At 62.2% G+C, this 20306-nt stretch carries 22 protein-coding genes; 16 read left to right on the forward strand and 6 right to left on the reverse strand.

What is annotated here, in order from left to right:
• The first annotated feature begins 31 nt into the window (after window positions 1–31).
• From EJ075_RS18615 to EJ075_RS18625, 3 genes are read left to right on the forward strand one after another with little or no spacing between them, the layout of a single operon-like run.
• Window positions 32–661 (forward strand): DUF1285 domain-containing protein, encoded by a 630-nt coding sequence (locus EJ075_RS18615; RefSeq protein ID WP_126107370.1) that lies wholly within the window; start codon window positions 32–34, stop codon window positions 659–661.
• Between the two features lie 14 nt (window positions 662–675).
• Window positions 676–1308 (forward strand): CoA pyrophosphatase, encoded by a 633-nt coding sequence (locus tag EJ075_RS18620; RefSeq protein ID WP_126107371.1) that lies wholly within the window; start codon window positions 676–678, stop codon window positions 1306–1308.
• An 8-nt stretch (window positions 1309–1316) separates the two neighbouring features.
• The gene (locus tag EJ075_RS18625) at window positions 1317–2573 is read left to right on the forward strand and encodes a CCA tRNA nucleotidyltransferase (RefSeq protein WP_126105252.1); all 1257 of its coding nucleotides are present in this window, start codon (window positions 1317–1319) and stop codon (window positions 2571–2573) included.
• 151 nt (window positions 2574–2724) lie between these two features.
• Here EJ075_RS18625 and EJ075_RS18635 read toward each other — a convergent pair whose 3' ends face one another.
• From EJ075_RS18635 to hemF, 3 genes are all read right to left on the reverse strand, one after another.
• Window positions 2725–2910, reverse strand: a complete 186-nt coding sequence (locus tag EJ075_RS18635; RefSeq protein WP_023799945.1) for a DUF1059 domain-containing protein — start codon at window positions 2908–2910, stop codon at window positions 2725–2727.
• A 353-nt stretch (window positions 2911–3263) separates the two neighbouring features.
• On the reverse strand, window positions 3264–3524 hold the full coding sequence (locus tag EJ075_RS18640) for a DUF1344 domain-containing protein (protein ID WP_126105253.1): 261 nt from the start codon (window positions 3522–3524) through the stop codon (window positions 3264–3266).
• 249 nt (window positions 3525–3773) lie between these two features.
• Window positions 3774–4688: an oxygen-dependent coproporphyrinogen oxidase gene (gene hemF / locus EJ075_RS18645; protein WP_126105254.1), complete on the reverse strand. Its 915-nt coding sequence runs from the start codon at window positions 4686–4688 to the stop codon at window positions 3774–3776.
• 105 nt (window positions 4689–4793) lie between these two features.
• Between hemF and EJ075_RS18650 the strand changes: the two genes are divergently transcribed.
• Window positions 4794–5051, forward strand: a complete 258-nt coding sequence (locus EJ075_RS18650; RefSeq protein ID WP_006202578.1) for a hypothetical protein — start codon at window positions 4794–4796, stop codon at window positions 5049–5051.
• Between the two features lie 140 nt (window positions 5052–5191).
• On the opposite strand, the gene soxR is transcribed toward EJ075_RS18650, so the two are convergent.
• Window positions 5192–5638, reverse strand: a complete 447-nt coding sequence (gene soxR, locus EJ075_RS18655) for a redox-sensitive transcriptional activator SoxR (RefSeq protein ID WP_126105255.1) — start codon at window positions 5636–5638, stop codon at window positions 5192–5194.
• Window positions 5639–5807: 169 nt separating this feature from the next.
• Entirely contained in the window at window positions 5808–6266 is a 459-nt protein-coding gene (locus tag EJ075_RS18660) for a tRNA (cytidine(34)-2'-O)-methyltransferase (RefSeq protein ID WP_126105256.1), read from the reverse strand.
• Window positions 6267–6688: 422 nt separating this feature from the next.
• Here EJ075_RS18660 and EJ075_RS18665 point away from each other — a divergent pair, with 422 nt between their 5' ends.
• The 8 genes from EJ075_RS18665 (at window position 6689) to EJ075_RS18700 (ending at window position 15514) form a co-directional block, all read left to right on the forward strand.
• The gene (locus tag EJ075_RS18665) at window positions 6689–7114 is read left to right on the forward strand and encodes a hypothetical protein (protein ID WP_126105257.1); all 426 of its coding nucleotides are present in this window, start codon (window positions 6689–6691) and stop codon (window positions 7112–7114) included.
• A gap of 29 nt (window positions 7115–7143) precedes the next feature.
• On the forward strand, window positions 7144–9018 hold the full coding sequence (locus tag EJ075_RS18670; protein ID WP_126107372.1) for an ABC transporter ATP-binding protein: 1875 nt from the start codon (window positions 7144–7146) through the stop codon (window positions 9016–9018).
• A 10-nt stretch (window positions 9019–9028) separates the two neighbouring features.
• Window positions 9029–10912, forward strand: coding sequence for an ABC transporter ATP-binding protein (locus EJ075_RS18675; protein ID WP_126105258.1), 1884 nt, complete (start codon window positions 9029–9031; stop codon window positions 10910–10912).
• Between the two features lie 31 nt (window positions 10913–10943).
• Window positions 10944–11258 carry a DUF6665 family protein gene (locus EJ075_RS18680; RefSeq protein ID WP_126105259.1) on the forward strand — a complete coding sequence of 105 codons (315 nt, stop codon included), beginning with the start codon at window positions 10944–10946 and terminating at the stop codon, window positions 11256–11258.
• Window positions 11259–11667: 409 nt separating this feature from the next.
• Window positions 11668–13395 carry an adenylate/guanylate cyclase domain-containing protein gene (locus EJ075_RS18685; RefSeq protein ID WP_126105260.1) on the forward strand — a complete coding sequence of 576 codons (1728 nt, stop codon included), beginning with the start codon at window positions 11668–11670 and terminating at the stop codon, window positions 13393–13395.
• 51 nt (window positions 13396–13446) lie between these two features.
• Complete coding sequence (locus tag EJ075_RS18690) at window positions 13447–13929, forward strand: N-acetyltransferase (protein WP_126107373.1); 483 nt, start codon at window positions 13447–13449, stop codon at window positions 13927–13929.
• Window positions 13930–14117: 188 nt separating this feature from the next.
• Window positions 14118–14366, forward strand: coding sequence for a VOC family protein (locus tag EJ075_RS33755; protein WP_245457949.1), 249 nt, complete (start codon window positions 14118–14120; stop codon window positions 14364–14366).
• A 335-nt stretch (window positions 14367–14701) separates the two neighbouring features.
• Window positions 14702–15514, forward strand: coding sequence for a methyltransferase domain-containing protein (locus EJ075_RS18700; protein ID WP_126105261.1), 813 nt, complete (start codon window positions 14702–14704; stop codon window positions 15512–15514).
• A 287-nt stretch (window positions 15515–15801) separates the two neighbouring features.
• On the opposite strand, the gene EJ075_RS18705 is transcribed toward EJ075_RS18700, so the two are convergent.
• Window positions 15802–16158 (reverse strand): cupin domain-containing protein, encoded by a 357-nt coding sequence (locus EJ075_RS18705; protein WP_095484265.1) that lies wholly within the window; start codon window positions 16156–16158, stop codon window positions 15802–15804.
• Between the two features lie 301 nt (window positions 16159–16459).
• Between EJ075_RS18705 and petA the strand changes: the two genes are divergently transcribed.
• From petA to EJ075_RS18725, 4 genes are all read left to right on the forward strand, one after another.
• Window positions 16460–17020 (forward strand): ubiquinol-cytochrome c reductase iron-sulfur subunit, encoded by a 561-nt coding sequence (gene petA / locus EJ075_RS18710; RefSeq protein WP_095484223.1) that lies wholly within the window; start codon window positions 16460–16462, stop codon window positions 17018–17020.
• A 17-nt stretch (window positions 17021–17037) separates the two neighbouring features.
• Window positions 17038–18342: a cytochrome b N-terminal domain-containing protein gene (locus EJ075_RS18715; protein ID WP_126105262.1), complete on the forward strand. Its 1305-nt coding sequence runs from the start codon at window positions 17038–17040 to the stop codon at window positions 18340–18342.
• A gap of 89 nt (window positions 18343–18431) precedes the next feature.
• On the forward strand, window positions 18432–19304 hold the full coding sequence (locus EJ075_RS18720; RefSeq protein ID WP_126105263.1) for a cytochrome c1: 873 nt from the start codon (window positions 18432–18434) through the stop codon (window positions 19302–19304).
• 299 nt (window positions 19305–19603) lie between these two features.
• The gene (locus EJ075_RS18725; protein ID WP_095484226.1) at window positions 19604–20149 is read left to right on the forward strand and encodes an adenine phosphoribosyltransferase; all 546 of its coding nucleotides are present in this window, start codon (window positions 19604–19606) and stop codon (window positions 20147–20149) included.
• Window positions 20150–20306 lie beyond the last annotated feature (157 nt).

Raw genomic sequence — 20306 nt, forward strand, 5'->3', positions numbered from 1 at the left:
CAAGCGGAACAACAGTGACTATTTCGTGACCATGACAGAACGCGCCGAGGATCGTGAAGAGAGTTTGACGGCCGTCGCTGAGGCGCGGGGACTGGAGGCGCTGATCTCGCGTGCCGCCCGCGCAGGTAAGGGGCCGGCGCCGGTGGAGCGCTGGAATCCGGCCTTTTGCGGCGATCTCGACATGGAGATCAGACAGGACGGCACTTGGTTCTACCTGGGCACACCGATCGGCCGCATGCCGCTGGTGCAGCTGTTTTCCTCCGTGCTGCGCAAGGACGAAGACGGCAAGACCTATCTGGTGACGCCGGTGGAAAGGGTCGGCATCCGCGTCGCCGATGCGCCTTTCATCGCCGTCGAGATGGACGTTTGCGGCACCGGCGATGGCCAAGTCATCACCTTCCGCACCAATGTCGGCGATGTGGTCGAGGCCGGGCCGGACCATCCGCTGCGCTTCGTCGACGAGGATGCGACCGGTGGCCTGAAACCCTATGTGCTGGTGCGCGGACGGCTGGAGGCGCTGGTGGCGCGGCCGGTCATGTACGAACTGGTCGAGCATGGCGAAGAGATCGAGGTCGGCGGCAGGAGGATGTTTGCCGTCCGCTCGAAGGGCGCGGTCTATCCGATCATGCCGGCGGAAAAACTGCAGCGGCTGAGCGCGTGATGGGGCAGCGTATGATGGATCAGGTGACGCCGGTGCCGTTTTCCGCCGAGGATTTTCGCGCCCGTGTCGCGGCACAGCCGCTAGCGCATGCCGCAGACGATTACGGCGACCATCGCTTCAATCCCGGCCATCCGCGTTTAAAGCTCGCGAAGGCCCTGCGCGATGCCGCGGTGCTCATCCCGGTGGTCGATCACGGACGCGACGCCACGGTTCTCCTGACCAAACGGGCGGAAAACCTGCGCAACCATTCGGGGCAGGTGGCTTTTCCAGGCGGCACGATCGACCCGACCGACGCGAGCCCGGAGACGGCGGCATTGCGCGAGACGTTCGAGGAGATCGGTCTTGGCCAGGACCGGATCGAGATCATCGGCCGCATGCCCGATTATGTCTCCGGCAGCGGCTATCGCATCGCCCCGGTGTTGGGGATCGTGCAGCCGGGTTTTTCACTGACGCTGAATTCCGAGGAGGTCGACGCCGTCTTCGAGGTGCCGCTGCGCTTCCTGATGGACCCGGCCAACCATGGCCGCGACAGTCGCATGTGGAACGACCTGGAATGGGTCTTCTACGAGATGCCCTATGGCGGCCAGCGCATCTGGGGCGTCACCGCTGGCATCATTCGCACGCTCTATGAAAGGCTCTATACGTGAGCGGCCGGATGTCGCTCGCGGGCAAAGCCGACTGGCTCGGCGAAAAGCACCTGCAGCGCCTGCTGGCGGCGCTGGCGGATGGCGGCGAGGAGGCGCGTGTCGCCGGCGGCGCGGTGCGCAATGCGCTCATCGGCCAGCCGGTCGCCGACGTCGATATCGCCACCACTTGCCTGCCTGATGAAACCATCCGCCGTGCCGAGGCGGCGGGCTTCAAGGCCGTGCCGACCGGCATCGAGCACGGCACCATCACGATTGTCGCCGGCGGCAAACCGTTCGAGGTGACCACGCTGCGCGCCGACATCGAGACCGACGGACGGCGAGCCAAGGTGTCGTTCGGGCGCGACTGGAAGGCCGACGCGCAACGGCGAGATTTCACCATCAACGCACTCTATGCCGAGGCCGACGGCACGGTCGTCGACCTGGTCGGCGGCATCGCCGATATCGAGGCGCGCCGGCTGCGCTTCATCGGCGATCCGGAGGCACGCATCCGCGAGGACTATCTGCGCATCCTGCGCTTTTTCCGCTTCTTCGCCTGGTATGGCGACGGCCGGCCCGATGCCGAAGGACTGAAGGCTTGCGCCCGGCTCAAGGAGGGGCTCAGCCAACTCTCGGTCGAGCGCGTCTGGTCCGAGCTGAAAAAGCTGCTGGCAGCGCCCGATCCATCGCGCGCCTTGCTGTGGATGCGCCAAGCCAGCGTGCTCACCAGCGTTCTGCCGGAGAGCGAGAAATGGGGCATCGATGCGATCCATGCGCTGACCAGGACCGAGAAGGATCTGGGCTGGACGCCGGACCCGCTGCTCAGGCTGGAAGCGATCGTGCCGCCGGATGTCGCGCGAATGAAGACGCTGGCTGAGCGGCTGAGATTCTCCATCAGCGAAGCCGTCCGTCTCAGGCAGTGGGCGCTGACCGCGCCTGTCGAGCCGAAGACGACCGAAACGGAACTCGCAAAACGGCTCTACCGTGGCGATCGTCAGGGCTTTGTCGATCGTTTGCGGCTGTCGCTTGCTTCGGCTCGAGCCCGCGCGGTCGAGGACAATGACGCGTTGCTCGAAGCCGGCGGCTTCTCGCGCCTGCTGGCCTTCGCCGGAAAATGGAAAAAGCCCGACTTTCCGCTCAAGGGCGCCGATCTGACGACGCTTGGCGCGTCGCCCGGGCCGAAACTCGGCGCAACCTTGAAAAACCTCGAAAACGAGTGGATCGAGTCCGGCTTTGCGCTGGATCGCGGCGCGCTCCTCAATCGCGCCGCAGAAGCACTCGAAAGTTAGAGACCGTTTGGAAACTCTACTCTGGCGGCCATCTGGTGGCGTTTTCTGCGCTTCCGGTGCTCACGGACCCAAATGTCCGCTGCGCTCCGGTTCTCGAAACCACCACCATATGACTCGCCAGAGCGAATTTCGAAACAGTCTCTTAGGTAAATCAGGCCGCGTCGCGGGCCTTTTCGATGCGTGAACGGATCGCTTCGATCATCGTCTCGCGGATGATCGTCTCGCCATGCGTCTCACGCATGTGCTCGACCGCGCGACGCATGATCTCGGCTTCCTCGTCGGCGCGCGTATGCCAGTCACAACCCGGAACGAGCGAGCCGCAGTGGAATTCCTTCATCGGATTTTCTCCCTTTTCCTCCTCGGAGCTCCGCGCATTTGCTTGGGCACGGAAGCTCCAGCACCTTTGATCGACGCATGATCCCTGTCGAAAACCGGTATCGGTATTCGGGTCATGCGCTGGCCGAGCAAGCATAACACGATCGACTGGTTTTGGTTGCGTTAGAGCGCCGCGCGTCCGGAGGACGCGCAAAAGACGCTCTAACATTATTTGTTATCTGCGCATGATCCTTTCCGAAAACCGATTCGGTTTTCGGGGTCATGCGCGAAAGATCGAAAAGGCGGAGCAGCGCTGCTCCGCCCTCTTACGCTACCCCAGAGACAAGACTGTGTCTTGCTCCAGCGGGCAGGCCGTCACTTCACGATCCTGACTGCCTCGGCAATTTTGTTGTTGCCGCTCATGTCCCACGAAACGCGGACCTTTTCGCCGGCCTTCAGGCCAGGATCCTTGAAGGCCTTGGGCAGCGTAAAGGTAGATCCGTCATCCAGAACAAGGCTCATGGCCGTTCCATCATAGGTCTTGACCGTGCCCGTGGTGTGCTTGACCGCCGCGAAGGCAGCGCCACCAGAGGCAAGAACGGCAGCAGCCGCAGCCGACATAATAAGCTTGCGCATGGCATGCTCTCCTGGAAAATGAGGGCACCTGATTGGGGAGGTGCCCCACTCAATTATGGGCCGTCCGGTCGCGTCGGGTCGCGGTTCTAGAGGAGGCGAGAACCGCTGGCGCTTCCCGGCCCGGAAACGAAAAATAGTCCTGTTTTTTCAAAGGGATATTGGACGAAAAAGATATCCTGTGCGCCACATTCACCGCCAAAATCAGGCGATTTGGACCTGATTGCGGCTCACGTCCAACTCACCGAGATTTTACGGCCATTTCACCTCTGGCGGCAGACTGGACAGGATCGAGGCGACGTTGCCGCCTGTCTTCAGCCCGAAGATGGTGCCGCGATCGTGAAGCAAGTTGAATTCGACGTAGCGGCCACGGCGGATCAGCTGTTCGTCGCGGTCGCCGTCGGTCCAGTTGTCGTTGAAATTGGCCCGCACCAGATGTCCGTAAACGACGAGAAAAGCGCGCCCGACATCCTGGACGAAGTTGAAATCGGCGTTCCAGCCGCCTCTGTCCTCGTCCGAATGCAGCCAGTCGAAGAAGATGCCGCCGGTGCCGCGCGGTTCGTTGCGGTGCGGGAGATAGAAATACTCGTCGCACCAAGCCCTGAATTTCGCGTGGTCGGCCACCGCCGGATGCTTCTCGCAGGCGAACTGCATGGCACGATGGAAGGCAACCGTGTCCGGGTCTTCCTGTGTGCGGCGACGGTCGAGCACCGGCGTCAGGTCGGCGCCGCCGCCGAACCACTGACGCGAGGTGACGACCATGCGCGTGTTCATATGCACGGCCGGCACGTTGGGGTTCCACGGGTGCGCGATCAGCGAAATGCCGCTCGCCCAGAAGCGCGGGTCCTCCTCGGCGCCCGGCATCTGCTTCCTGAACTCCGGCGAGAACTCGCCATAGACGGTGGAGGTGTGGACCCCGACTTTCTCGAAGACGCGGCCACGCATCATCGACATGATGCCGCCGCCGCCCTTGCCGGCATCACGCTCCCACTGCGTCTTTTCGAAGCGACCGGGCGACCATGAGGCCTGCGGTCCCTGCAGGTCCTGCTCGATCTGCTCGAATGCGGCGCAGATGCGCTCGCGCAACGTCTCGAACCACAGCCGCGCCTTCATCTTCTTCTGCTCGATGTCGGCCGGCAGCCCCGCCGGTATTTCGGGTCGTTGCAAATGCCGTCTCCGGTTGCGGGGCGCACCCCGACAAATGACTCGTCTTTTCCGGCCGCGATCCCTAATCTGTTGGGTGCAAGGGTCAAGTGTGAATGGAGTTCTTTCGTGCGCACTCCGGCAAGACCGCCGCTGGATGGCCTGAAGAAGAGGCTCGACCGTTCGCGCGCCGAGCGCGAGCGCATGCCGCGCGACGGGTTCCTGCGCGAGACCTTCGTGCTGCCACGCTCCGATGCGCGGCTCAAGGCGAAGGAGTGGTTCGAGCGCTTTCCCAAGCAGGCCTACTGGACCGAGATCGAAAGCTGGTTCGAGCGGCCGGGCGACGTCATCGAATTCACCATCAGGCGATTGCCGGCGGCGGACTAGGGTGTGTTGATATTCAGGTGATGCCGGCCTGCAAACGGCGGGTTCCTGCGCTTCCGGTGCTCACGTACCAAAAGTACGCTCCGCTCCGGTTCTCGGAAACCACCGTTTTCGACTCGGCCTGACCTGAATCTCAATACACTCTAGCGCGCGACCAACAACCGCCTTGCGCCCGGGCCTTGGGCGCTCAATCGGTCTTCCTTGTTCCTCAGCGGGCACTTGTCGATCGACATGCACCCGCAGCCGATACAGTCGGTCAGCCCGTCACGCAGCTTTTTCAGCTGGGCAATCTTCTGATCGAGCTGGTCGCGCCAGGCCGTTGAAAGCAGGTTCCAGTCCGCGCGCGTCGGTGTGCGGCCTTCAGGCAGTGATTCAAGTGCAGCACCGATCTCGGCCAGCGAGATGCCGACCTCCTGCGCGATCCTGATGATCGCCACACGCCTCAGCACATCGCGGCCGTAGCGCCGCTGGTTGCCCGATGTGCGGTGGCTGCGGATCAGTCCGCGCGCCTCATAGAAATGCAGCGCCGATACCGCCACCCCGCTTCGCGTCGCCACCTGGCCGACCGTCAATTCCGTCACCGCAGCCATTCGAATTTTCCGCTTGACCTCAAGTTAAGTTGAGCTTGTAACGAAGAAATCCTGGACATGCAAACCGCAGGAGAAGGCGATGTGCGCCTGGGTGAGAATGACAAGAGAGGGTGTGGTCGCCGGCCAGAAAGCGGCGATAATCGCTGCGCCCACTGAGGGCCTGCAAATCCTATCCGAGCTGCCGGATCGCCTCGCCGGCCACCATGGCGACGGAGAGCGCGACGTTGATGCTGCGCGCGCCGGGCTGCATCGGGATGATCAGTCGCGCATCCGCCGCCTCGCGGACAGGATCCGGCACGCCTGCGGATTCACGGCCGAACAGAAGAACGTCGGCGTCGGCGAAGGCGAAATCCGTGTAGGCGGTCGCGGCTTTGGTCGACAGCAGCACCAGCCGCCGCGCTTCGCCTTTGCGCCAGCTCTCGAAGGCGTGCCAGTCGACATGCCGGGAAAGCCGCGCCATTTCGAGATAGTCCATGCCGGCTCGTTTCAGCGCCCGGTCGGAGAGCGGGAAGCCGGCCGGTTCGATGATGTCGACGCCGAGACCGAGGCAAGCGGCGAAGCGCAGGATTGTCCCGGTGTTGCCGGCGATATCCGGCTGGTAGAGCGCGATGCGGAGACGATCGTTCATTTCCACGCCATTTTGATCCGTGGCAGATCGGCCACAGGGGCCGCGCGGTTTTGGAAAATGCTGGACTGGCGGGTGGTCATTTTCTGCGAAGTCGGTTATACGCCGGGCATTGTCAACCCGAACCGATGGAGGGGTAATTCATGATGACCATGTACATCCAGCGCCCCTCTTGTGGGCTTACCAGCCTGCCGGCGGTTTCGGTACGACGATTCTCCTGACCTTTTAGACTTCGATCGCACCGATTCTTAGCCGAAACCTTTTTCGGTCTTCGAAGGAATCCTGCGATGTTTTTCAAGCTGTCGAAGGGGCTGAACGCCCCACCTGAACACGCCTCTGGGCAATCCCTGCCTTTCGCTGGCCATTCGCCCGCGAGCAGGCCGGATTCACCCTTTTACCCGTATTTTCATATGGAGGACGGACCGATGTTCGATCCCTGCAAAATTCCCGGTTCAAGAAGCCTGCACGAGCGCAGGATGGCGACCTGGGCGCTTTTGATCGGCGAAACCTATTCGTCGGCGGTTCACGCCGAGACCCGTCGGCGTCCGCATCGCGGTATGCTGCCGGACGTCGATTTCTCGCGCGCGGTCCCCGACCGCAGCCGGCCGTCGCTGGTGCGCCGGATCATCAGGCTGATCCGCCCTGGCGCAAAAACAGGCGCGAAACTCCGGGTCGTCGACAGAGCGCTGTCAGGATCGTCAAACGAGCCTGTCGGCGAAAAGCTCGCAACACCTTATACTGCGCGAAGCAGGACCGGCGGCCCGGGTGATTCCGGGACGCCGGTCTTTGTCGCCACGCGATCCCATGACGCTACCCGCTCCCGGGACGCTACGCGTTCCCGCGCCGCGTGAGCGAAACCAAGCATGTGAGTACCAAGACAATGTTCCGCTGGTTTGAAAGAAGGCTCGATCCGTTCCCCGCCGAGGAGCCGGTCGAGCCGCCGAAGACGCTGATCGCCTTCTGCGTGCACTATACGCGCGGCGCCTGGCCCTACATCGCTCTCGATGCGGTGCTGGTGACGGCTATCGCCGTCGCCGAGGTCTGGATGTTCGGCTTCATGGGCCGGATCGTCGACTGGCTGTCGGTGCAGAATCGCGAGACGTTCCTGCAGACCGAGGGCTGGAAACTCGCCGGAATGGCCTTCATCGTGGTGTTCGTGCTGCCGGCGACGGTCTGGTTCCATTCGCTCCTCAACCAGCAGACGCTGATGGGCAATTATCCGATGCGTATCCGCTGGCAGGTGCATCGCTACCTGCTCAAGCAGTCGATGAGCTTCTATCAGGACGAGTTCGCCGGCCGCATCGCGACCAAGCTGATGCAGACCGCGCTTGCCGTGCGTGAGTGCGTCATCAAGCTTATCGACGTGCTCAATTATATCGTCGTCTATTTCCTCGGCATGCTGTTCATCGTCGGCTCGGCCGACTTGCGGCTGGCGGCACCGCTCGCCGTCTGGCTTGCCGGCTATATCTTGCTCTTGCGCTACTTCATCCCGCGATTGGGCAAGGTCGGCGAGGAGCAGGCCAATGCGCGCTCGACCATGACCGGCCGCGTCGTCGACAGCTACTCCAACATCCAGACGGTCAAGCTGTTCTCGCATGCCCGGCGCGAGGCGTCCTTCGCCAGGGAAGGCATGGCCGGCTTTCTCGATACGGTCTACCGGTCGATGCGGCTGGTAACGCAGCTCTATGGCCTGCTCTACGTCCTCAACTCGCTCCTGTTGTTTTCGGTCACCGCGATCTCGCTGTGGCTGTGGCTCGGCCAGGCGGTGACGATCGGCGCCGTAGCCCTGGTCATCGGCCTCGTGCTTCGGCTCTGGGGCATGTCGCAATGGATCATGTGGGAGATGTCCACCCTGTTTGAGAATATCGGCACGGTGCAGGACGGCATCAGCTCGATCTCGCTGCCGCGCCTCGTCGAAGACAGGCCCGGGGCCAGGGACATTGCCGTCACCAAGGGCGCGATCCGTTTCGAGGACATACGCTTCCACTACGGCAAGCAGAAGGGCATCATCGAAAGCCTGTCGCTGACGGTGAAGCCGGGCGAGAAGGTCGGCATCGTCGGCCGCTCCGGCGCCGGCAAGTCGACGCTGGTCAACCTTCTCTTGCGCTTCTACGACCTCGAAACTGGCCGGATCCTGATCGACGGCCAGGAAATCGCGGCGGTGACGCAGGATTCGCTGCGCGCCCAGATCGGCATGGTCACCCAGGACACCTCGCTGCTGCATCGTTCGGTGCGCGAGAACATCCTGTATGGCCGGCCGGACGCCAGCAACGAGATGCTGATCGAAGCGGCACGCCGCGCCGAAGCGCTTGATTTCATATCAAGGCTTTCGGACGCCAGTGGCCGCACGGGTTTCGATGCGCATGTCGGCGATCGCGGGGTCAAATTGTCCGGCGGCCAGCGGCAACGCATCGCCATTGCCCGCGTTATGCTGAAGGACGCGCCGATCCTCATTCTCGACGAGGCAACGTCTGCGCTTGATTCCGAGGCCGAGGCGGCCATCCAGGAGAACCTCTACAGGCTCATGCAGGGCAAGACCGTCATCGCCATCGCGCACCGGCTCTCGACCATCGCGGCGATGGACCGGCTCGTCGTCATGGACAAGGGCCGCGTCATCGAAGAAGGTTCGCATGAGGAACTCGTCGCCAGCGGCGGGCTCTATGCGCAGCTTTGGCAGCGCCAATCGGGCGGCTTCCTGCTCGACGACGGTGCCGCCGCCAACGATGCCATGATCAAGGGTCAAGCAGCAGAATGATAGCCGCCGAATGATGACTGCCGTCTATCGCTGGTTCGAGAACTGGGTCTATCCATTCAGGGAGCCCGCGGTCCTTCGGCCACCGGTCAGCGTCAGGGGGTTCCTCTGGCACTATGTCGGCCAGGCGAAATTCGCCTTCTTCGCCATGCTTGTCATCGGCGGCATCGCGCCGCTGGTCGAGGCCGGACTGTTCTACTTCGTCGGGCGGCTGGTCGACATTCTCGACCAGCTCCCCGGCGAGCGTAGTTGGGACGCGCTGTGGACTGCCGCCGGTCCCGAACTTGTCTTCATGGCCGCCGTGGTGCTGGTCATCCGTACCATCGTCGTCGGCCTGGCGGCGTTGGTCGACGAGCAGACGATCACGCCCGGCTTCTACAATCTGGTGCGCTGGCAGGCTCACCGCCATGTCTCGCGCCAGTCCTACGCCTTCTTCCAGAACGATTTCGCCGGGCGTATCGCGACAAAAGTCTGGCAGGCGGGGCAGGCGACCGGCGATCTGATGCAAAGCTTCATCGAGGTCGTCTGGTTCATGGTCGTCTATACGGTGACGACGCTGGTGCTGGTCGCCGGCCTCGATCTCAGGCTGGCAGTGCTGGTGGTGATCTGGATCACCGCCTTCGGCTGGCTGGCCAAGCGCTATCTGCCGGCGATCCGCAAGCATGCCGAGGCAACCGCCGAGGCCGGTTCGATGATCAACGGCCGCATCGTCGATTCTTATTCGAACGTGCAGACGCTGAAGCTGTTCTCCGCCGACGGCGACGACCGCTACATCAGGAGCGGTTTCGATATCTATCTCGACGCGCTGCGCCCGTTCACCCGCCGGCTGACCGGCGTGCGCATGGCGCTGACGACACTTTCGGGGATCATGATCACGGCGATCGCCTGTTTTGCCGTCTATCTCTGGGTCGAAGGCTCGATCACCGTCGGCGCCGTCGCCTTCACGCTGTCGCTGGTGCTGCGGCTCAACATGCTGCTCGGCCGGCTGATGATGCAGCTCAACAGCATCCTGCGCAATCTCGGCGTTCTGGAAAACTCCAAGGCGCTGATCTCGCAGCCGCTCGGCCTGACCGACGCACCCGACGCCAGGGAGCTTGTGGTAGGCGGCGGCCGGATCGACGTGAAGAAGGTCGAGTTCCACTACGGCAAGGGGTTCGGCGTGCTCAACGGCATCGACCTCGTGGTGCGGCCGGGCGAGAAGGTCGGGTTGGTCGGGCCGTCCGGCGCCGGCAAGACGACGCTGGCCAATCTGATCCTGCGCCTCTACGACCTCGAGGCCGGCAAGATCACGATCGACGGCCAGGACGTTTCAAAGGTGACGCAGAACTCGCTGCGCGCCAACATCGGCGTCGTCAGCCAGGATACCGGACTGTTCCATCGCTCGCTTCGCGACAACATCAAGCTCGGCATGCCGGACGCAACCGACGCCGAGGTGATCGCGGCCGCCAAGAAGGCCGAGGCGCACGAGTTCATCCTCGACTTGCGCGACAATCGCGATCGCCAGGGCTACGAGGCCTTCGTCGGCGAGCGCGGCGTGAAATTGTCGGGCGGCCAGCGCCAGCGCGTGGCGATCGCGCGCGTCTTCCTCAAGGACGCGCCGATCCTGATACTCGACGAGGCGACGTCGGCGCTCGATTCCGACATCGAGGCGGCCATCCAGGAGAATCTGGCGAGGCTGATGGAGAACAAGACGGTCATCGCCATCGCGCACCGGCTGTCGACCATCGCGGCACTCGATCGCCTGGTGGTGCTCGACGGTGGCCGCATCGTCGAACAAGGCACGCATGACGAGCTGGTCGCGCTCGACGGGCTCTATGCGCGGCTGTGGAAGCGGCAGTCCGGCGGCTTCCTGTTCAACGAGGAGAGCGTGCTGGAGGAGACGCGGCCGGCGGAGTAGGGCCAGATTTCAGCAAGAACCGGAGTGGACCATGTCGGTGCGAATGCCATCGAATTTCGGACGGTCGGGAGCGCAGGAGAGCGCGCTCGACCTGCTCGGCAATGAAATCCTCGGCGAAAAGGCGGCGGCGCTCGGCCGCGCCGGCCGGCGCGTGGATGAAACTCTGACGAAGCTGCGTGAGCATGGCGATGACGGCAAACAACGTGCCCGGCTGCTCAAGGACGCGGCGGAGGCCGTCCACGGCTATTTCATCCAGCGCGAATTGTGCGGCTTGCGCAGGCACGACGCGGTGATCCGGGAATACAACATTCCCAAAGCCGTGCTGGCCAGGCTCGGCGCGAAATAGACAATAGTGTTGAAAATCTGACCGAAGACGAAATACCGATTTCGACCCTTTGCGGACCATCCCTGATGGGAGTTCAAGGGAACGTCGTGACCCTTTCGAGACTCTCCGAGGCCGATTTTCCTTCCCGGAACCGGACGTTAAGCGCAACCAGTCTGATGACCCTTCTCGGACCTTCCCGAACTCATTTTGGTGCCGGATAGCGGACGTTCGGCTGAACCAGCCGCTCTGACCCCTTGCTGACCTTCTTGAGCCGGTGCTCTTGGCAGAAAGCAGACATTGGCCGCGACCAGTGCTCATGATCCGTTCCTGAACTTTCCTACGAGGTAGGCTCCGGGGTTGGACTGATAGACTCGTTCACGAAGCGTCGGTACACTGCCGGACTGCTTTCAGATGAGAGCAATCGCCGCACATGACCGACGAACGCATCCAGCGTCGACTCGCCGCCGTAATGGCGGCCGATGTCGTTGGCTACAGCCGCCTCATGGAAACGGATGAGGCCGGCACGCTGGCCGCGCTCAAGTCCCGACGCAAGCAAGTGCTGCAGCCGTTGGTCGCCAGGCACCATGGCCGGGTCTTTAAGGTGACTGGCGACGGCGTGATGGTGGAGTTCGCCAGCGCCGTCAATGCTTTGCAATGCGCCATAGACGTGCAGCATGCGATGGCTGCCGCCAATGCCGCTCTGCCGGAGAAGCTCCGTATCGTGCTGCGCATTGGCGTCAATTTAGGTGATGTGATGGTCGAGGGCAGTGACCTTTATGGCGATGGCGTCAACATCGCTGCGCGACTGGAAACCACCGCCGAGCCAGGCGGCATCCTCATCTCCGGAACGATCTACGACCACGTCCGAAACAAGATCGAGGTTGGTTTCGAGGATCTCGGGGCCCAGACCGTGAAAAACATTGCCCTGCCAGTTCGCATCTACCGCGTTTCCGGCACGCCGCCTGTTGTGATTTCCACATCCAAGGCCATCACCGACAAGCCTTCGATTGCCGTTCTGCCGTTCACGAACATGAGCAGCGATCCCGAGCAGGAGTACTTCGCTGACGGTCTGGCGGAAGACCTGATCACTGACTTGTCGAAAGTGCCTGGTCTGTTGGTGATCGCACGCAACTCCACATTCGCTTACAAGGGGAGGTCAGTCGATGTCCGCTCAGTCGCCAGGGAGCTGACGGTGCGTTATGTGCTTGAAGGAAGTGTGCGCAGGGAGAAGGCTAGGGTGCGGATCAATGCCCAGCTAATCGACGCCACGGACAGCAGTCATCTCTGGGCTGATCGCTTCGACCGCGATTTGGCGGACGTCTTCCTGTTGCAGGACGAGGTCGTCCATACGATTGTAAGTGCCCTGTCCGGCGTGTTGCCGACCGCTGTGACCTCCAGCACACGTAGGACAGCAAGTCTCGAAGCGTATGACCTCTTCGTCCGCGGCCGCGTGCTGGTGGTTCAGTCGCCCGAAAGCAACAGGGCGGCTCCCGCGCTCTTGGAAAGGACCATCGAACTCGATCCCGGCTTCGCCGATGCTCATGCTTGGCTTGCGATGAGCCACCATTTTGCCTGGGCGTATTGGCTGGATGCTCCAGAGCGCCATCATTCGCTGGCTCTGGCGGCAGCCTGGCGCGCCGTATCGCTTGATCCGGAAAATGCCGTGGCCCATGCAATCCTCGGCGACGTGCTGATCTACGATGGCAAGCCGGATGAAGGCGCGGCGGAGCTGGCCACTGCCCTTCGGGTCAACCCCAATCATGCCGATGCCTGGGCATTCCTGGGGCAACTGAAGGCATTCGAGGGAAAGGCTATCGAGGGCATCGGACATTTGCGCCACGCCATTCGCCTCAATCCGCACCCGCCGGGGTGGTACTATTGGCTTCTCGGGCTCGCCCAATACGCAGCGGGTCAATACGCCGATGCCGTCGAAACACTCCGGCATGAGGCCACGCACCGGCTCGGCTCGCAACGTATCTTGGCTGCAAGTCTGGCGCGGCTCGGGCATATGGAAGAGGCCAAGGAGGAAGCAAGGCAATTCCTCGCCTCGAATGGAGATTTCTCGATACAGCACTGGGCAAGCACACAACCGTTCCGGCACGAGGCCGATCGACAGCATTTCATCGATGGCTATGAAGACGCCGGCCTGCCACAGTAGGGCCGGACGTGGCCACAACCCCAACCGTGCAAATTTGGATATCTAGCCTTGCTGACCATTCGCACAGCCACACTTGCCGACGCAGACGCCATTTGGAGCATACTCGAGCCCATCTTGCGGGCAGGCGAAACCTACGCGCTGCCGCCTGACTGGAGCCGATCCGACGCGCTGTCATACTGGTTTTCCCCGGATCACGAGGTGTTCGTCGCAGGAACGGACGAACTGGTGATGGGAACTTATTATCTGCACGCGAACCAACGGGGCGGCGGTGCCCACGTCGCCAACTGCGGTTATATAACCGCGCCGGACTCGGTCGGCCGGGGTGTTGCAACGGCGATGTGCCAGCACTCTCTGGGTCACGCGGCTGCGCGAGGCTTCCGGGCCATGCAGTTCAACTGTGTGGTCAGTACCAACGAACGCGCGGTCAAGCTTTGGCGTCATCTTGGATTCGACGTTGTCGGAACGATTCCGCAAGGTTTCGAGCATCCGGTTCTGGGGTTCGTGGACACGCTGGTAATGCACCGATCGCTCTGACTGCCTTGCGCAGGCGCATAGCTGCCCTAATACGTTACGAAGAGATCTTCGACGCGGATACGACGTTCGATCTTTCTGAGCCCGGTCCGGGTGGCGGCACTCTTCGTCACTCGCTTGTCGACCTTGGAGGCGGCTTTGCCCTTCATCCGTTCCAAATGCCAGAACCGACGGGGTATGAGGGTGGCTCGATGCAGATGGGGAAGAGAGGTCACATAGATCATCTCGCACTGAAGGTAGACGATGAAGAGCGCTTGCAGGAAGTCAGGCGACGTCTAGTGAAGGCCGGCGCTTCGGATGGGACCATTACGGATTTCGGCGCTATCCGTCTTGTCAGCTTCAAGGACCCGGATGGAATGGAAGGTGAGGTCGCACGGTGGACCGATAGCAAACGCGTGCTCGGCTTTCATGAACGCAAGCAGGAGACTTGGCAAGATTAACAATGGTCAGAACTTCCGGCGGAAAATCGCGAAGGTCCGCATCGGGCTGACCCTGCCTCATGCCAGTTCTGCCGTCATCGACTGCAACGGTTCGAATCCTGCGGTTGAGCGAAGGTCGGCAATGGGGAATCCCGCCGAATGACCGGATCTGGCGCGACGGAGCCGGCCGAAGGATTCGGCTCTGCCACACGGCCACCGAGCTCTCCACGTCGCGGTTGGGTGGAAGGCGCGGTCATCGAGCATAGCGGCACCAACGACCCGGAATGTGTCATTAGCAGACAGTCCACGCAGCGTGATAAGCTCAAAGCAGGCACCGGAGCGTGGAGGGTATCTGGATGACAACGTCGTTTCGGGAGGCAGAACTCGCCGGCTGGTCCACCCGCTCAGCAAGCTACGATCAGCACCTATCTCCGATTACCAACCAGGTCATCGCGCCCATCATTGCAGCCTTGGGACCGCTGGACGGAAGGAGGGTGTTGGACGTGTGTTGCGGACCGGGCCATCTCGCTGGATCGCTTGCAACCGAGGGGGCTGCCGTTGAGGGCGTTGATTTTGCAGCCTCCATGATAGCGAAAGCGGGAGAGAACTATCCAAGACTCACCTTCCAGGTGGGTGACGCCGAAGCGTTGCCCCACGCGAGCGACACATTCGATCATGTCGTATGCGCATTCGGGGTGATGCACCTCAGGCGCCCCGAGTCGGCCATTGCAGAAGCTTTTCGCGTGCTCCGCCCCAAGGGCCGATTTGTGTTTACGCAGTGGGGCAAGGACGATGAGGTGCTGAATATCGTACTATCGGCGATCGCCGACCACGGAACGCCGATCTCAGATCTGCCGGATGCACCTCCGCCATTACGATTCAGTGATCCGCGCGAATGCCGTCGGGTGCTTGAAGCCAGCGGCTTTACCGAAGTGCGTGACGATCTCATTGAAACGACATGGACGAACGAGCGACCGAAAGCGCTGCTCGATCTCATTTATGGCGGCGCTGTGCGAGTTGCCATGATGCTGGAAGCACAAGAGCCAGCTCGGCGCGCCCGGATTCATGACGCGATTCTCGGTGCCGCGAAAGCGCATGTCTTCGACGGTACTGTTGTAATCCGAAGGCCCGTGGTGGTGGCTTCCGGTACCAAGCCCTCGAGTGCCTGACGTCTGAAATGGGTGAGAACGCGCCCTTTCTCACACCGGAGAGCCGTCCGCAAAGGGTCGATTCGGGCGGTACAGCGAACGACCAGTTTTGAGACGGGCCATGAATGTCGCGAAATGGCGCTGCCTGTGCGTTCCGATCGGCGATACGGAAGGCAGAAAACCATCCAAAGCGGTTGTCTCACCTCGGGTACCAAGCGTCAGATTTTCACCACTAGTTCAACCATGATCTTTTCCGAAAACCGGTTTCCGGTTTTCGCTGACGCGGACCTTCGGTTCGTGATCATGGCCTACTCCAGCCATTCGGTGATGAAGCTGCCGTTTTCGTGGATGTCGGTGGTCTCCAACGGGCCTGGGCCGAGATTGGTGAACTTGTGCGGCGTGTTCGGCGGCACGATCAATATCTGGCCAGCCGACGCCTCGATCTGCCGGTCACCGACGGTGAACAGCCCGGTGCCGGCGCGGATGATGAAAATCTCGCAATAGGGATGCATGTGCAGCCGCGGGCCGCCGCCGATCTCCGGCAGATAGTTGAAGATCAGGCAGCTTTTGGAGCCGTAGGCGCCGCACTGCAGCTCGCCTTGCCAATGGTCGGGCCAGCGGTCGGTCGCTCCGGCCCATTTGTCGCGGTCGATGACATGCGCCATGGCCGAGGATAGACCGAGGCCGGGCCTCCTGTCGAGGCAAACGCAGGCTCCGATTTTGCCGTTGTTTTCCTGTGGTTTCGCCGTCTTCGTTGCCATGCGGTCCGACGCCGAATTGCGTCCCCGCGACAATCTGCCCTTGTGCCTTCACCCGTCTGGACAAAAACAGGCTTCACGCATAAACCGAAGTCCAAATGCCGGAGGAATTCGCTAGCCTGTTCGCCATGCGCTGTCGGGTTGGCGTGAATGAGCGGGGAATAAGGCTCGGCCACCGGCACGGAAGAGGCGAAAGGATCAGGCACCCGTGAGCGCAACCGACATCCAGGATCCCAACCGTCGTGATTTTCTCTACGTCGCCACCGGCATGGCCGCAGTGGTCGGCGCGGGTGCCGTCGCCTGGCCATTCATCGACCAGATGCGCCCGGATGCCTCGACGCTGGCGCTGGCCTCGGTCGAGGTCGACGTCTCTTCGCTGACGCCGGGAACGTCGCTTGTCGTGAAATGGCGCGGCAAGCCGGTGGTCGTGCGCAACCGCACTGAACAAGAGATGAAGGACGGCGAGGCGGTCAATCTGGCCCAGCTCAAGGATCCGCTCGCCCGCAACGCCAATTTGCCGGCCGATGCGCCGGCGACGGACGCCAACCGCACCATGCCGGGCAAGGAGGCCTGGATGGTGATGGTCCAGGTCTGCACCCATCTCGGCTGCATTCCGCTCGGCCAGGAAGGCGAGTTCGGCGGCTGGTTCTGCCCGTGCCACGGTTCGGTATACGACACCGCCGGCCGCGTCCGCGGGGGGCCGGCGCCGGAGAACATGTCGGTGCCGGTGTTCCAGTTCATTTCCGACACCAAGATCCGTATCGGCTGAGGCTAGGGGACATTTCGATGAGCGAGGGACACTCGACCTATACGCCCAAGACCGGTATCGGACGCTGGTTCGACGCCCGCATGCCGCTGCCGCGGCTGGTCTATGACAGCTTCGTCGCCTATCCGGTGCCGCGCAACCTCAACTATGCGTGGACCTTCGGCGGCATCCTGGCGATCATGCTGACGGCGCAGATGCTGACCGGCATCGTGCTGGCCATGCATTATGCGGCGGACAGCACTCTCGCCTTCGATTCGGTCGAGAAGATCATGCGCGACGTGAATTCGGGCTGGCTGTTGCGCTACATGCATTCGAACGGCGCGTCGTTCTTCTTCGTCGCCGTCTACATCCACATCTTCCGCGGGCTCTACTACGGTTCGTACAAGGCGCCGCGCGAGCTTCTATGGATCCTCGGCTGCATCATCTACCTGCTGATGATGGCGACGGGCTTCATGGGCTATGTGCTGCCCTGGGGGCAGATGAGCTTCTGGGGCGCGACCGTCATCACCGGCTTCTTCAGCGCCATCCCGCTGGTCGGCGACTGGATTCAGCAGCTTTTGCTCGGCGGCTTCGCTGTCGACAACCCGACGCTGAACCGCTTCTTTTCACTTCACTATCTGCTGCCGTTCATGATCGCCGGCGTCGTCGTGCTGCATATATGGGCGCTGCATGTGGTCGGCCAGTCGAACCCGACCGGCATCGAGGTCAAGTCGAAGACCGATACCGTCGCCTTCACCCCTTACGCGACCATCAAGGACGCGTTCGGGATGCTCGTGTTCCTGTTCATCTTCGCCTATTTCGTCTTCTACCTGCCGAACTTTCTCGGTCACCCCGACAACTACGTAGTCGCCGACCCGCTGAAGACGCCTGCCCATATCGTGCCGGAATGGTACTTCCTGCCGTTCTACGCGATCCTGCGTGCCATCACCTTCAATATCGGGCCGATCAACTCCAAGCTCGGTGGCGTGCTCGCGATGTTCGGCTCCATCGCCATGTTGTTCCTGGTGCCGTGGCTCGACACCTCGAAGGTGCGCTCGGCGGTCTACCGGCCCTGGTACAAGCTGTTCTTCTGGCTGTTCGTGATCGATGCCGTCCTGCTTGGCTGGCTGGGCTCGCAGCCAGCCGAAGGCAGCTATGTCTTCATGGCGCAGATGGCGACATTGTTCTACTTCGCCTTTTTCTTGGTCGTGCTGCCGGTGCTCGGCCTGATCGAGACCCCGCGGCGGTTGCCGAATTCGATCACCGAGGCGGTGCTCGAGAAGAACAAGGGTGGCGGTGGCGGACATCCGGCTCGCGCGACAGCCGCACCGGAAACCAAGGGCTGAGCATGATCCCGAAAAGTGGAGACCGGTTTCCGGACAAGATCATGCTCGAGACGACGACCGCGCGGCAGAGAATCTCAAGGGGATTTGGCATGAAGACGATTCTCACCTCGCTGGCGCTGCTCGGCCTTGTTTTGGCGGGTACCGCGGCCGCGACCACCGGGGCCATCGCCCAGGAGGAGGCGCACAGCGAAGCCCAGCCGACGCATTTCCCGATACACGAGCCCAAGGAGATGGACTGGAGCTTCGCCGGGCCGTTCGGGACCTACGACAAGGCACAGTTGCAGCGCGGGCTGAAGGTCTACAAGGAAGTCTGCGCGGCCTGCCATTCGATGAAGTTGGTGGCATTCCGCACGCTGGAAGATCTTGGCTATTCGGAAGCGCAGGTCAAGGCGCTGGCGGCCGAGTATACGATCAATGATGGTCCCAACGATGCCGGCGACATGTTCGATCGTCCCGGCATACCGTCCGACCATTTCCCGGCGCCGTTCCCCAACGATCAGGCAGCAGCGGCCGCCAATGGCGGGGCTGCCCCGCCCGACATGTCGCTGCTAGCCAAGGCGCGCGGCGTCGAGCGCGGCTTTCCGCGTTTCGTCTTCGACATCTTCACGCAATACGCCCAGGGCGGTCCCGACTATATCCACTCGCTGCTGACCGGCTATGACGAGCAGCCGCCGGCGGGCATGGAGATACCGGAAGGCACGCACTACAATCCGTACTTCATAGCCGGCGTGTCGCTGAAGATGCCCAACCCGCTTTCCGACGATCAAGTGACCTATGACGACGGCTCGCCGCAGACGGTCGACCAGTATTCCCGCGACGTGTCGGCCTTCCTGATGTGGGCAGCCGAGCCGCATCTGGAAGCCCGCAAGAAGACCGGCTTTCGCGTGCTGGTCTTCCTGCTGCTGTTCGGCGCGCTAGTCTATCTGACCAAGCGCAAGGTGTGGGCCGGCGTGGCGCACTGAGACTACGCAAAGCGACGAGATCAAAAGGGCGTCGAAAGGCGCCCTTTTGCGTTTCCTACCGCATCCGCCCGAAAATCGATTTTCGAAAAGCACGATGCGTAGATTCAAAAGTGCTAGAGCGTCCTTTGTGCGTCCGAGTGGAGTCGCTCTAAGACCGCCGGCTCCAGTCCTTTGCCGGACAATTTTCTTCAAGGGCGCGACATCGCGGTAGCCGTCGCCGGCCGCCCCGGGTTACGATCGACCCGAGTTCCTTTCACGTCTTCAAGTCGAATCGGACGAATGCCCCGGAGAGCTGCCTCATGAAACCTTCGCTCGAAGACACGCTGCTTGCCGCGATCCGCACCATTCCGGACTATCCCAGGCCGGGCATCCTGTTTCGCGACATCACCACGCTGCTCGGCAATGCGCGCGCCTTTCGCCGCGCCATTGATGAGCTGGTGCATCCCTACGCCGGCCAGAAGATCGACAAGATCGCCGGCATCGAGGCGCGCGGCTTCATCCTTGGCGGCGCCATCGCGCACCAGCTCTCGGCCGGCTTCGTGCCGATCCGCAAGAAGGGCAAGCTGCCTTACGAGACGGTGCGCGTCGCTTACAGCCTCGAATATGGGCTGGACGAGATGGAGATGCACAAGGATGGCGTGTCGCCGGGCGAGAAGGTCATCCTCGTCGACGACCTGATCGCCACCGGCGGCACGGCGGAGGCAGCGGTCAAGCTGTTGCGGCAGATCGGCGCCGACATCCTCGCCGCCTGCTTCGTCATCGACCTGCCGGACCTCGGCGGTCGCGAGAAGCTCGAAGCGCTCGGCGTGCCGGTCAGGACGCTGATCGGGTTCGAAGGGCATTGAGCGGACTGTGAGGCGCGCACTGCCTTCTCCCCCTTGTGGGAGAAGGTGGCCGAGCGAAGCTCGGTCGGATGAGGGGTGCTGGACAGAGTGAGGCGTTGAGTTCCCTCCAACACCCCTCATCCGTCTTGGCGCTGCGCGCCAATCCACCTTCTCCCAC

It is taken from the genome of Mesorhizobium sp. M6A.T.Cr.TU.016.01.1.1 (assembly GCF_003952585.1).
In the GTDB taxonomy this organism is placed as follows: domain Bacteria; phylum Pseudomonadota; class Alphaproteobacteria; order Rhizobiales; family Rhizobiaceae; genus Mesorhizobium; species Mesorhizobium mediterraneum.

Bases quoted from the DNA above. Each gene is read 5' to 3' on its own strand.
- EJ075_RS18615 (WP_126107370.1), top strand. From the start codon at position 32: ATGACAGAACGCGCCGAGGATCGTGAAGAGAGTTTGACGGCCGTCGCT.
- EJ075_RS18620 (WP_126107371.1), top strand. From the start codon at position 676: ATGGATCAGGTGACGCCGGTGCCGTTTTCCGCCGAGGATTTTCGCGCC.
- EJ075_RS18625 (WP_126105252.1), top strand. From the start codon at position 1,317: ATGTCGCTCGCGGGCAAAGCCGACTGGCTCGGCGAAAAGCACCTGCAG.
- EJ075_RS18635 (WP_023799945.1), bottom strand. From the start codon at position 2,910: ATGAAGGAATTCCACTGCGGCTCGCTCGTTCCGGGTTGTGACTGGCAT.
- EJ075_RS18640 (WP_126105253.1), bottom strand. From the start codon at position 3,524: ATGCGCAAGCTTATTATGTCGGCTGCGGCTGCTGCCGTTCTTGCCTCT.
- soxR (WP_126105255.1), bottom strand. From the start codon at position 5,638: ATGGCTGCGGTGACGGAATTGACGGTCGGCCAGGTGGCGACGCGAAGC.
- EJ075_RS18660 (WP_126105256.1), bottom strand. From the start codon at position 6,266: ATGAACGATCGTCTCCGCATCGCGCTCTACCAGCCGGATATCGCCGGC.
- EJ075_RS18665 (WP_126105257.1), top strand. From the start codon at position 6,689: ATGTTCGATCCCTGCAAAATTCCCGGTTCAAGAAGCCTGCACGAGCGC.
- EJ075_RS18670 (WP_126107372.1), top strand. From the start codon at position 7,144: ATGTTCCGCTGGTTTGAAAGAAGGCTCGATCCGTTCCCCGCCGAGGAG.
- EJ075_RS18675 (WP_126105258.1), top strand. From the start codon at position 9,029: ATGATGACTGCCGTCTATCGCTGGTTCGAGAACTGGGTCTATCCATTC.
- EJ075_RS18680 (WP_126105259.1), top strand. From the start codon at position 10,944: ATGTCGGTGCGAATGCCATCGAATTTCGGACGGTCGGGAGCGCAGGAG.
- EJ075_RS18685 (WP_126105260.1), top strand. From the start codon at position 11,668: ATGACCGACGAACGCATCCAGCGTCGACTCGCCGCCGTAATGGCGGCC.
- EJ075_RS33755 (WP_245457949.1), top strand. From the start codon at position 14,118: ATGCAGATGGGGAAGAGAGGTCACATAGATCATCTCGCACTGAAGGTA.
- EJ075_RS18700 (WP_126105261.1), top strand. From the start codon at position 14,702: ATGACAACGTCGTTTCGGGAGGCAGAACTCGCCGGCTGGTCCACCCGC.
- EJ075_RS18705 (WP_095484265.1), bottom strand. From the start codon at position 16,158: ATGGCGCATGTCATCGACCGCGACAAATGGGCCGGAGCGACCGACCGC.
- EJ075_RS18715 (WP_126105262.1), top strand. From the start codon at position 17,038: ATGAGCGAGGGACACTCGACCTATACGCCCAAGACCGGTATCGGACGC.
- EJ075_RS18720 (WP_126105263.1), top strand. From the start codon at position 18,432: ATGAAGACGATTCTCACCTCGCTGGCGCTGCTCGGCCTTGTTTTGGCG.
- EJ075_RS18725 (WP_095484226.1), top strand. From the start codon at position 19,604: ATGAAACCTTCGCTCGAAGACACGCTGCTTGCCGCGATCCGCACCATT.